This window comes from Devosia sp., from assembly GCF_040509215.1.
GTDB lineage: Bacteria > Pseudomonadota > Alphaproteobacteria > Rhizobiales > Devosiaceae > Devosia.
In genome coordinates this window covers 1-10,599 of sequence record NZ_JBEVLL010000299.1, presented here as the reverse complement: position 1 = coordinate 10,599, position 10,599 = coordinate 1, and the positions used below count along the sequence as shown (strand labels likewise).

The 10,599-nt window shown below is 61.3% G+C and carries 11 protein-coding genes; 8 read left to right on the top strand and 3 right to left on the bottom strand.

The annotated features are described in order from the left end of the window. Positions 1–289: 289 nt before the first annotated feature. The 3 genes from ABW043_RS16635 to ABW043_RS16625 all read right to left on the bottom strand — a co-directional run bounded on the left by ABW043_RS16635 (position 290) and on the right by ABW043_RS16625 (position 3,806). Positions 290–844, bottom strand: coding sequence for a response regulator (locus ABW043_RS16635; RefSeq protein WP_353922310.1), 555 nt, complete (start codon positions 842–844; stop codon positions 290–292). A gap of 173 nt (positions 845–1,017) precedes the next feature. Next, a complete protein-coding gene (locus ABW043_RS16630) occupies positions 1,018–1,626 on the bottom strand; it encodes a superoxide dismutase (RefSeq protein ID WP_353922309.1) in 609 nt (202 codons plus the stop codon). Between the two features lie 98 nt (positions 1,627–1,724). Beyond that, positions 1,725–3,806 carry a S9 family peptidase gene (locus ABW043_RS16625; RefSeq protein WP_353922308.1) on the bottom strand — a complete coding sequence of 694 codons (2,082 nt, stop codon included), beginning with the start codon at positions 3,804–3,806 and terminating at the stop codon, positions 1,725–1,727. Between the two features lie 212 nt (positions 3,807–4,018). Here ABW043_RS16625 and mbhE point away from each other — a divergent pair, with 212 nt between their 5' ends. The 8 genes from mbhE to ABW043_RS16585 all read left to right on the top strand — a co-directional run bounded on the left by mbhE (position 4,019) and on the right by ABW043_RS16585 (position 10,455). Further along, positions 4,019–6,391 (top strand): hydrogen gas-evolving membrane-bound hydrogenase subunit E, encoded by a 2,373-nt coding sequence (gene mbhE / locus ABW043_RS16620; RefSeq protein WP_353922307.1) that lies wholly within the window; start codon positions 4,019–4,021, stop codon positions 6,389–6,391. Then, positions 6,388–6,813: an MnhB domain-containing protein gene (locus ABW043_RS16615; RefSeq protein WP_353922306.1), complete on the top strand. Its 426-nt coding sequence runs from the start codon at positions 6,388–6,390 to the stop codon at positions 6,811–6,813. The genes mbhE and ABW043_RS16615 overlap by 4 nt, the downstream gene beginning before the upstream one ends. Continuing rightward, positions 6,813–7,190, top strand: coding sequence for a Na+/H+ antiporter subunit C (locus ABW043_RS16610; RefSeq protein ID WP_353922305.1), 378 nt, complete (start codon positions 6,813–6,815; stop codon positions 7,188–7,190). The genes ABW043_RS16615 and ABW043_RS16610 overlap by 1 nt, the downstream gene beginning before the upstream one ends. Positions 7,191–7,192: 2 nt before the next feature. Continuing rightward, entirely contained in the window at positions 7,193–8,770 is a 1,578-nt protein-coding gene (locus ABW043_RS16605) for a proton-conducting transporter transmembrane domain-containing protein (RefSeq protein WP_353922304.1), read from the top strand. After that, the gene (locus tag ABW043_RS16600; RefSeq protein WP_353922303.1) at positions 8,767–9,246 is read left to right on the top strand and encodes a Na+/H+ antiporter subunit E; all 480 of its coding nucleotides are present in this window, start codon (positions 8,767–8,769) and stop codon (positions 9,244–9,246) included. Before ABW043_RS16605 ends, ABW043_RS16600 begins: the two co-directional genes overlap by 4 nt. Next, positions 9,243–9,554 carry a cation:proton antiporter gene (locus tag ABW043_RS16595; protein ID WP_353922302.1) on the top strand — a complete coding sequence of 104 codons (312 nt, stop codon included), beginning with the start codon at positions 9,243–9,245 and terminating at the stop codon, positions 9,552–9,554. Before ABW043_RS16600 ends, ABW043_RS16595 begins: the two co-directional genes overlap by 4 nt. Then, positions 9,551–9,904 (top strand): monovalent cation/H(+) antiporter subunit G, encoded by a 354-nt coding sequence (mnhG, locus tag ABW043_RS16590; RefSeq protein WP_353922301.1) that lies wholly within the window; start codon positions 9,551–9,553, stop codon positions 9,902–9,904. Before ABW043_RS16595 ends, mnhG begins: the two co-directional genes overlap by 4 nt. Positions 9,905–10,032: 128 nt before the next feature. Then, positions 10,033–10,455, top strand: coding sequence for a Ros/MucR family transcriptional regulator (locus ABW043_RS16585; RefSeq protein WP_035086627.1), 423 nt, complete (start codon positions 10,033–10,035; stop codon positions 10,453–10,455). Positions 10,456–10,599: the final 144 nt, after the last annotated feature.

Genomic DNA, 10,599 nt, shown 5'->3' with positions numbered 1-10,599 from the left:
AATATCCAGTTCGCGGATTCGGTTGAGGACCTTTGGAACAAGGTCAGCTGGGTGCTGGAGCAGAAGCGATAGTGCCTTGGACCAAGGCCTCATCCTCCGTTAGGTTCAGGATGAGGTCTGCCAGAGCTTGGTTTCGACCGAACTCTATCCATGGTCGTCACCACCGGGCTTGTCCCGGTGGTCCATGCTGAGGCGAGATGGATTGCCGGGACAAGCCCGGCAATGACGACGGAATGGGATGACCCGTTCTACGCCGCGACCTAACAGAACAGCGCTGCAACCAGCAGATTTAGGCCAGCGGCTCGAGGCCCGGATGCATTGGCTTGCGGCGATCGGGGAAGAGCGGCACGACATTGTCAGTCGAGCGTCGCGCCGGTTGTGGCTGCGGCTTCGAGAGTGGGAGGCGGTCGCGGCGCTCGGGACCGCGATAGCCGGACCCCAGAAGGCCGATGACACTGCGATTGATCAGCCGGGCCTGAACGCGCTGCAGGAGATGGCGCGGCGACATGGGCTTTACCAGCACTTCATCGATGCCAGCGCTGATCGCCTGATGGCGCATCGGCGGGGTGATGCTGCGGGTGAGGGCGATGACGGGCAGCTCCCGGCTGACGAAGCGCGGATCCAGGCGGATGGCTTCGACCATCTCATAGGCGGGGCGGCCCTCGCGGTCGAAATCGACGACCAGCATGTCGAGCGGAGCGATACGCATATAGGCGAACAGCTCGGCTTCGCTCTCGAAGGGGCGCACGCGCAGGCGCGTATCCCCGGCCAGAACCATGGTCAGCACAGACGTAAGCGCAGGATTAGCCGCCAGAATGGCGACCGTTTTTGGCCGTGACGTCAACGCATCCCCCCTTGTGGTAAATAGAGCGTTAACACGGGTTCGCGCGTGTTTGAAGCTGGGGATTCAACCAAGTCGCGGATAATCTTGGGAAAAGTTAATCCGACAGGGCAAAACGAAACCCGCCGGCGCTGAGCACCGGCGGGCTTGGTCTATCGTTTCGCGTCAGCGAAAAATTACGCGGTGGCTTCTTCGAACAGCAACTCGACGTGTTCCCAGTTCACGAGGTTGTCGAACCAGGCTTCAAGGTACTTCGGACGAGCGTTGCGGTAGTCGATGTAATAGGAGTGTTCCCACACGTCGACGCCGAGGATCGGCTTGCCGCCATAGACCAGCGGGGATTCGCCATTGGCAGTCTTCGAGATTTCGAGCTTGCCGTTCTTGACCGAGATCCAGGCCCAGCCCGAACCAAACTGGGTGGTGCCGGCAGCGACGAAATCGGCGCGCAGCTTGTCGAAACCGCCGAGATCGGAATCAACGGCTGCCTGCAGCTTGGCGGGCAGGCTCTTGCCGCCGCCATTGGGCTTCATCCAGTTCCAGAAGTGAACGTGGTTGTAGTGCTGGCCGGCATTGTTGAAGAGGCCGGCGTTCTTGCCGAAGCTTTCCTTGACGATGTCTTCGAGCGGCAGGATTTCGAGGCCCGAACCTTCGAGTAGCTTTTCGCCATTGGTGACGTAAGCCTGGTGGTGCTTGTCGTGGTGGAACTCAAGCGTCTCGGCCGACATGTAGGGGCCCAGTGCGTCGTAAGCGTAGGGCAGGGGCGGCAGGGTGAACTTGGTGGACATGGTAGCCTCCGTTTCAAGAAATGATGACGCTCAAGCGAAATCGGAATTGTGACGATGTATAAGCACTTTGCCTTGGCGCAACAATGACGGCGGGAGAACTAACCGTCCAAACCAACCGACTTTATCGCAAAGGCATAGCACTGGGCCGTCTCCTTGAGACGGTCGAAGCGACCAGATGCGCCGCCGTGGCCGGCACCCATATTGGTCTTGAGATATAATGGCGCATCCCCCGTCGCGGTTGCCCGGAGTTTGGCGACCCATTTTGCGGGTTCCCAATAGGTGACGCGCGGATCGGTGAGACCGGCGAGGGCGAAGATCGGCGGATAGTTTTGCGCCGATACCGCTTCGTAGGGCGCATAGGCGGCGATGCGGGTGTAGTCCTCGACCGAGGTGATGGGATTGCCCCATTCGGGCCATTCCGGCGGGGTGAGCGGCAGGGTGTCGTCGAGCATGGTGTTGAGCACGTCGACGAATGGCACCTGGGCGATGACACCGGCCCAGAGATCGGGGCGGAGATTGGCAATGGCGCCCATCAGCATGCCGCCGGCCGAACCGCCCTGCGCGACGATTTTGCCCTTTTGGGTATAGCCACCAGCGATCAACGCCTCACCGGCGGCGATGAAGTCGGTAAACGTGTTGGTTTTGAACTCACGACGGCCGTTTTTGTACCAGGCATAGCCCTTGTCCATGCCGCCGCGAATGTGGGCGATCGCATAAACGAAGCCGCGATCGACGAGGGACAGAACCGACACCGAAAAGCTGGCTGGCATGGACATGCCATAGGCGCCATAGCCGTAGAGCAGGGTCGGATTGGAACCGTCGAGTTTGGTGCCCTTCTTATAGAGAAGAGTGACCGGAACGTCGGCGCCATCTGCCGCCTTGGCGAAGATGCGGTGGGTTTCGTATTGCGCGGGATCATGGCCCGAGGGAACTTCCTGGGTTTTCAGCAGCGTGCGGGCCCCGGTTGCGAGATCGACGTCGAACACCTGATTGGGCGTCGTCGGCGAGGAATAGGACAGGCGGAAGACGGTGGTGTCGAATTCGTAGCCGACCGACATCCCCAGCGCATAAGCCTCTTCCTCGAAGCGAACCACATCTTCCTTGCCCGATGTCAGATCGCGCACGACGATGCGCGGAAGGCCGTCCTGGCGTTCGAGGCGCAGGAGGTGGTTTTTAATGACAATGGTATCGAGCACCAGCACGCCGGGGCGGTGGGCGATGAGGTCGGTCCAGTTTTCGGCGCCGGGATTATCGAGCGGGGCGGTGACTACCTTGTAGTCCTCGGCGCCATCGGCATTGGTGCGGATGTAGAGGAGGCCATCGCGCTCCTCGACATCATATTCGCGATCGGTGAGGCGCGGGGCGACCACGCGCGGCTCGCCGCCCTTTTCGGCGTCGATCAGATAGACTTCCGAGGTCTGGTGATCGTGGGCGTCGATGATGATGAACTTGTCATTCTGGGTCTTGCCCACGCCGACGAAAAAGCCGGGATCGCTCTCTTCGTAGATGATCGGATCGGCGGACTGCTCGGTGCCGATATCATGGCGACGCACCCGGTAGGGGCGGTGGTTGTCGTCGTATTCGGTGTAGTAGATAGCCTTGGAGTCGTTGGACCAGACGTAGGAGCCGGCCGTGTCCTTGATGACTTCCGGGCTGTCGACGCCGGTTTCGAGATCGCGCACGACGACATCGTAATATTCCGAGCCGGCACGATCGGCGGCCCAGGCGAGATAGCGATGACTCATATCGTGGTCGGCGCCGGCAAAGCCGAAATAGTCTTCGCCCGCCTCCACATTGCAATCGAGCAGCACGGTTTCGGCGCCGGCCTCGCGCGGGGTGCGAACGACCTGCGGGTACTGCTTGCCCTCGAGCATGCGCGAATTATAGGCCCAGGGACCATCGGGCGAGGGAATGCCAGAATCGTCCTCTTTGATGCGGCCGCGGATTTCCTTGTAGATCTTGTCCTGCAGATCGGCGGTCGGCTTGCCGAACTGGTCTTCGTAATAGGTGTTTTCCGCGTCGAGGTAAGCCCGGATTTCGGCATCGAGCGTTTCCGGGCTCTGCATCACTTCCTGCCAGTTTTCGGCGCGCAGCCACGCCCAGGGGTCTTCACGGGTTACGCCGTGATGGCTGTGGCTATGGGGCACGCGCTTGGCTTTGGGGGGTGTTGCTTGGCTCATCGTCTTTCCGCGGGTTTTCAGGATGCGGGTTTTGGGCCGCAGGATGGGTCACAAGCACATAGGCCGCCGGGGCGGTGATTGCCAGACCCCCGAAAGCCTTTGAAAAGCCATCACCAAGCGGAACGGGCGGCCGATTTGGCTTGTTCTCGGGGGTGGCATAGGTAAGCTTCCCTCACCAAAAGAAGCCAAAGAGCGCGTGGAGGAGGGGCCGAGTGGGGCTGTCCCTGGATGCCAGCATTGTCCTTGCCGCCTTGGCGCCGTTTCTCGCGGCGCTGCTGACGCCATTGGTTCATCGCCTTGCCGGGGCCTATTCGGGTTGGATTCTCGCACTCGTGCCGGCGGGGATTTTCGCCGTGCTGCTGGGGGCGGCTGGGCCGGTGATTTCGGGCGAGACCATTGCCGCCGCCATCGGCTGGGTGCCGTCTTATGGCCTGACGCTGGCTTTCTTTGTCGACGGGCTAAGCCTGATCTTTGCGTTGACCATTGCCGGGATCGGTACGCTGATCGTACTCTATTCGGGGGCGTATCTGCGCGGGCATAAGCACAAGGGGCGGTTCCTTGCCTATATGCTCGCCTTCATGGGCTCCATGTTGGGTCTGGTGCTCGCAGACAATATGCTGGCGCTGTTCATGTTCTGGGAGGCGACTTCCATTACGTCCTTCCTGCTGATCGGATTTGACCACAATCGGCAGGCGGCGCGGCGCGGCGCCATTCAGGCGCTGGTGATCACCAATATCGGGGGCATGTGCCTGCTGGTGGGCGTCATCATCGCGCAGCACCTTTCGGGGACGTGGCTGCTGAGCGAGTTGCGCGGGCTCGAAGGCGTGCTGAAAGACTCGGCGTTTTATGGCCTCGTGCTGGCACTGTTCATCGGTGCGGCTTTCACCAAGTCGGCGCAGTTCCCGCTGCATTTCTGGCTGCCCAACGCCATGGAGGCGCCGACGCCGGTTTCAGCCTTCCTGCATTCGGCGACCATGGTGCAGGCGGGAGTCTATCTCCTCGCGCGCATGACGCCGGTTCTGGGCGGGACGTCGGTCTGGACCGCTGTGCTGGTGGCCTTTGGCGGAGTGACATTGATCTGGGGCGCCTTGGGGGCGCTCAAGGAGACCGATCTCAAGCAGATATTGGCACAGACGACGATCGCGTCGCTTGGGCTTCTCGTCATGCTGATCGGGCTTGGCAGCGAAGCGGCGATTGCGGCCATGCTGGTCTATTTCGTGGCGCACGCCTGCTACAAGGCCGGGCTCTTCATGGTGGCGGGCGCTGTCGATCACGAGGCAGGAACGCGCGATATCACCGCGCTTGGCGGGCTGGCCGACAAGATGCCGGTGACCTTCATCGGCGCGGCGCTGGCGGCACTATCCATGATCGGGCTGCCGCTGACGGTGGGCTATTTTGCCAAGGAAGAAATGTATCTGGCGCTGGTTGGTGGGGACTGGCTGATGCTTGTGGCGTTGGCCGTGCTGGTTATTGGCAATGCGCTATTGGCAGGGGTGGCGCTGGTAATCATGATCAGGCCCTTCCTCGGCGATGCATTGCCGACGCCGAAATCGGCGCATGAAGCGCCGGTTGCCATGCTGGCGGGGCCGATCCTGCTCGGTGGCGTGGGCGTGGTGGCGGGCATTTTGCCTGATTGGCTGGGGCATGATGTGCTGGCGCCAGGGGCGACGGCCATCCTGGGACATGCGGTCGAGCCGCATCTCAAGCTTGCCCTTGATCTTGCCAGTCCCCTGATCTGGCTATCGGCTTTGACCTGGCTGTTAGGCATCGTGGTGTTCCGGCAGGCTCATGCCATCCGCGCGGTGTTGCGGCGGCTGAGTGTGGGCCTCGGTTGGAACGCGGACACCGTTTTCGATGCCGTCATGTTCGGGCTCATCCGCTTCGCGGCGACGGTGACGCGACTGCTGCATCACGGGAAACTCGAATTCTATCTCGTGCTGGTCTTCGTTTCGCTGGCCGTGGCGCTGTTCTGGCCCATGCTGGCATTGGGTGGCCTCAACTGGATCGTGCCGACGGCCGAGCTGGGCGATTGGTCGAAGCGCCTCGTGCCGCCCGACCTGCGCCCCTATGAATGGGGCGTGGTATTGCTGGCAGTGCTGGGGCTTGTCGCCGTGCTGATCGCTCAGAGCCGGCTCATCGCCATTCTCTCGCTCGGCATTCAGGGCACGGCTCTGGCGCTGATTTTCTTGCTCTTCGGCGCGCCGGACCTCGCGTTCACCCAGTTGATGGTGGAAGTGCTTTCGGTCGTCATCCTGACCATCGTCATGACCAATCTTCGGCTCGATGCGCGCGATCATCGGCCATTCGAGGATTGGGCAAGGGATGGAACGCTGGCCGTGGTATGCGGGGCAGGGGTCAGCCTGCTGCTCATGCTGGTGCTGAATGGCCCGCTCGATACGCGGCTATCCGATTTCTTCACCGCCACCAGTGTGCCGATCGCGCATGGCGCCAATATCGTCAACGTCATCCTCGTCGATTATCGCGGCTTTGATACCCTGGGCGAAATCTCTGTGGTCATGGGGGCGGGCATCGCCATTCTGGCGCTGCTGCGGCGCCGCAAGAAAACGGAGGCGACCGGGCTATGAACACAATCATTTTCCGCACGGCTGCGCCGCTGATCGTTGCGACCATGCTGGTCTTTTCCGTCTACGTTTGTCTGCGCGGTCATAATGAGCCGGGCGGCGGCTTCATCGGTGGGCTGATCGCTGCGGCCTCGATTGCGGTTTTCGGCATGGCCTCGGGCGTGCCGGCGGTGCGAAGAGCGCTAAAGGTCGATCCGTTGGCCATTGCAGGTTTCGGTGTCTTGCTGGCCGGCTTTTCGGGTTTGCTGAGCCTTTTCATAGAGGCGCCGTTCATGACCTCGATCTGGCTCTATCTTGATCTCGGCGAGACGGTGGTGCCGCTGTCGACGCCGATGTTCTTCGATATCGGGGTCTATTTCGTCGTCTTCGGCACGCTCTCGGCCATAGCCCTGGCGCTCGAGAGCGACGAGGAGGAGGACCTTTGATGGATTATGTCCTCGCAGCCCTCGTTGGCGTCTTCGTTTCGCTCGGCATCTACCTGCTGCTGTCGCGTTCGGTGATCCGCATGCTGATCGGCATGACGGTGCTCGGCAATGGCGTAAACCTCCTGATCTTCACGGCAGGGCGGGTGACGCGCGAAGTTGCGCCCATAGTGCCGGCCGGGCTTGATGCGCCCTTAGGACCGATCGCCAATCCGTTGCCGCAGGCGCTGATCCTGACGGCCATCGTCATCGGCTTTTCCATGTTCAGCTTCCTGCTGGTGCTGGCCTTGCGCGCCTATAAAAGCCTCGATGCCGACAATACCGACACCATGCGCCTGGCCGAGCCAGAAAACGCGCCCCAGCCGCCGTTGAGCTATTGATCATGATCGAGCTTCCTAAAGCCATGATCGAAACCGCCACCCTCGCCGCCGACTGGGTTCTGGTGCTGCCAATCCTGTTGGCACTGATGGGCGCGGCCGCGCTGCTGGTGGTTCGGCGCAGCAATCGTCTGCCGGCATTGGGCGCTGTGCTCGTCATCGTCGCCATCATCGCCTGCGAAATCAGCCTCTTGCTGCGCATCGAGAGCGAAGGCCCACTCAGCATGACCATGGGCAAATGGCTGCCGCCCTTCGGTATCAGCCTGACGGCTGACCTTTTTGGCGCGGCGTTTGCGCTGGCGGCTTCGGTCGTGACACTGGTGGTCGTGCTCTATGCCGAAATCGACCGCGAAGGGAACGATGGCCGGGATGGCTTTCATTCCATGGTGCTGCTGCTGCTCGCCGGCGTCACGGGATCGTTCCTGACCGGCGACCTCTTCAATCTCTATGTCTGGTTCGAGGTGATGCTGATCGCCTCTTTCGGGCTCATCGTTTCGGGCGGGACGCCACTGCAGCTCGATGGCGCAGTGAAATACGGCTTCCTCAATTTCCTTGCGACGACGCTGTTCCTTCTGGCGCTCGGGTTGACCTATGGCCTGCTCGGCACGCTCAACATGGCCGATATCATGCGCGTTGCGCCCGAGGCCAATCGCGCGGCCATCACGGGGATCGCGGCGCTGCTGCTGCTGGCCTTCGGTATGAAGGCGGCGGCCTTTCCGGTGAACGCCTGGCTGCCGGCCTCGTATCACACGCCGACGGCGGCGGTTTCGGCACTGTTTGCGGGTCTGCTCACCAAGGTCGGCGCCTATGCGCTGCTGCGCTCGCTGGTGGCGATTTTGCCCGATAGTCGCGACCTGCTGGAGCCGGTTCTGGCCGTGCTGGCGATTGCGACACTGGTGATCGCGCCGCTGGGCGCCATTGCCGAGACGCATTTGCGCCGGGCCGTGGGTTTCTTTGTTATTGGCGGCATAGGCGCAATTCTGGCCGGTCTGTCGTTGCCCAATGTCATCGGTATTGCCGGAGCTGGCATCTATATTTTCCACGCCATCCTCGCCATGACGGCACTCTATATGGTCGTGGGCCTGATTGAGGCGCGCACAGGGGCCACCGATACGCGGCAGATGGGCGGGCTCTATGCGGCCAGCGCGCCGCTTTCGATCCTGTTTTTTATCCTCATTTTGGCCGTTGCCGGTGTGCCGCCCTTCCTAGGTTTTTGGCCGAAATTGTTGCTGCTCGAAGCGGGGGTGGTGGACGCTCAGTTGGGTTGGGTGGGTAGCGCGATGGTCGTGGCGTTGGTCGTCAATGCCGTTCTGACGCTGATCGCCGGCACCCGGCTGTGGTCGCATGTGTTCTGGCGCAATGGGCCGGAAGGCTTGCCCGCCTCGGGCGAGCCAATGGCGCTGGTTGCGCCGACCCCACGCGCGCGTCTGGCCTTTGGTGCTGTCGGCACGCTGGTGCTGGGCGTGGTTCTCATCGGGCTCTGGCCCAATCCACTGATCGAGGCAGGGCAACGGGCCGCGGCTGATATCGTCGACCCCAGCCGCTATGTCGAGGCTGTTGGCCTTGCGGGAGTGGAACCATGAGCGGCGCTTTTCTGGTGGTCATCCTGGCGCTCGGCTGGGCAGGCATAACCGGCAATTTTTCTGGTCTGAACCTGCTTTTTGGTGGTCTCGTCGGCGGCGGCGCCCTCCTGATCCTGCGCTATTCGATCCATCAGCAGGGGGCGCTGGGCAAGGCGGGCAAGGTGCTCTCGCTGCTTGGGCTTTTTCTCTACGAATTGATGGTCAGCGCCATCAAGGTTGCCTTGATCGTGCTGCATCCCAACCTGAAGTCGGCCCTGAAACCGGCCATCGTGGCCGTGCCGCTGACCGTCAAATCCGACGCCGAGATCACGCTCCTCGCCAACATGATCACGCTTACGCCGGGCACGCTTACGGTGGACGTCGCCGAGGATCGCTCAGTGCTCTACGTCCATGCTCTGACCATGGAGAGCGATGTGGCCCTGATCGCTGGCATCGCCAACGGCTTTGAAGCCAGGATCAAGGAGGTGTTCCAATGAGCGCAGTAGCCTTTGTCGATCTCGCAAGCCTGATCGCCCTCGTTATCTTGGGGCTCGCCCTGCTCGTTTCCATTGTGCGCATCGTCATCGGCCCGACCTTACCCGACCGGGTGCTGGCACTCGACCTGATGACGGTGGTCGCCATGGGCTTTGTCGGGGCTCTCGCTATACGCACCGGGCTCATGCTCTATCTCGACATTGCCATTGCCCTGGCCCTGCTCGGCTTCCTCGCGACGGTGGCGCTGGCGCGCTATATTCTGCGACGCGGCCTCAAAACCGATGCCTCCGCAATGGAGGCGCAATCATGATCGGCGATATCGCGCTCTGCCTTGGAGGCGCGCTACTGATTCTGGGGGCGATTTTCACGCTTCTCGCCGCCGTCGGTGTCGTCCGCTTGCCCGATTTGTACACGCGGATGCATGCCGCCTCCAAGGCAGGCGTTGTTGGCGGGGGACTCGTGCTCCTTTCCGTCGCGATAGTCAGCATGGATGCCGCTGTAGCTTTGCGCGCAATCATCGGTGTGATTTTCGTGCTTTTGACTACGCCCGTGGCTGCGCATCTCCTTGCCCGCGCTAGTTATATTGCTGGTTATCATGCAGGGGAAAGTACGGTGCGTGACGATATTAAGACACGATTGGAACAAAATTCTGGATCATGAATAGTCTGTAATGCTTCCAATTAATTGGATTAGCGGCAGTTGCCTGCGGCAGTAAACAGACTTAGGAATGCAGCACGGCGGTGACTGCCCCTGTTGCTGCCCAATAAAAAAATACGGAAGGTTAGAACATGAACGACAATACCGCTCCGGCGGATGTGGGTGAGTTCGATCTGGTCGAACTCAGTGCCGATATCGTCTCAGCATATGTAAGCCACAACGCCGTGAGCCCCTCGGACCTGACCCGGCTGATTGCCGATGTCCATGGTGCCCTGCGCGCGCTGCGAAGCAATGAAGTGCCCGCAGTGGTCGAGGATCTGAAGCCGGCCGTGCCGGTCCGCAAGTCCGTCGCTGCCGACTACATTATCTGCCTGGAAGACGGGAAGAAGTTCAAGTCGCTCAAGCGCCACCTGCGCACGCACTACAACCTCTCGCCTGAGGAATATCGTGAGAAGTGGGGTCTGCCCGCAGACTATCCCATGGTTGCCCCGAACTACTCGGCGACGCGTTCCAAGCTCGCCAAGGACAACGGTCTCGGCCGCAAGGCTGGCTGATCTCGTGTAGTGGCGGACGATTCGGAGGGACCGGATCGGGCGCCTTAACTTCCTCATACAGCGTCGCAATTGACCGAGCACATCTGTGCCGAGGCCTTGCGATGTATAAAAAAGCTGGTCCCCCTGCTTTGCGGCCGCCTCCGG

What these genes read in the sequence shown, in the direction of transcription:
- ABW043_RS16630 (WP_353922309.1), bottom strand. Translation starts at nt 1,626, where the DNA reads ATGTCCACCAAGTTCACCCTGCCGCCCCTGCCCTACGCTTACGACGCA.
- ABW043_RS16600 (WP_353922303.1), top strand. Translation starts at nt 8,767, where the DNA reads ATGAGCGGCGCTTTTCTGGTGGTCATCCTGGCGCTCGGCTGGGCAGGC.
- mnhG (WP_353922301.1), top strand. Translation starts at nt 9,551, where the DNA reads ATGATCGGCGATATCGCGCTCTGCCTTGGAGGCGCGCTACTGATTCTG.
- ABW043_RS16595 (WP_353922302.1), top strand. Translation starts at nt 9,243, where the DNA reads ATGAGCGCAGTAGCCTTTGTCGATCTCGCAAGCCTGATCGCCCTCGTT.
- ABW043_RS16610 (WP_353922305.1), top strand. Translation starts at nt 6,813, where the DNA reads ATGGATTATGTCCTCGCAGCCCTCGTTGGCGTCTTCGTTTCGCTCGGC.
- ABW043_RS16615 (WP_353922306.1), top strand. Translation starts at nt 6,388, where the DNA reads ATGAACACAATCATTTTCCGCACGGCTGCGCCGCTGATCGTTGCGACC.
- ABW043_RS16605 (WP_353922304.1), top strand. Translation starts at nt 7,193, where the DNA reads ATGATCGAGCTTCCTAAAGCCATGATCGAAACCGCCACCCTCGCCGCC.
- ABW043_RS16625 (WP_353922308.1), bottom strand. Translation starts at nt 3,806, where the DNA reads ATGAGCCAAGCAACACCCCCCAAAGCCAAGCGCGTGCCCCATAGCCAC.
- ABW043_RS16585 (WP_035086627.1), top strand. Translation starts at nt 10,033, where the DNA reads ATGAACGACAATACCGCTCCGGCGGATGTGGGTGAGTTCGATCTGGTC.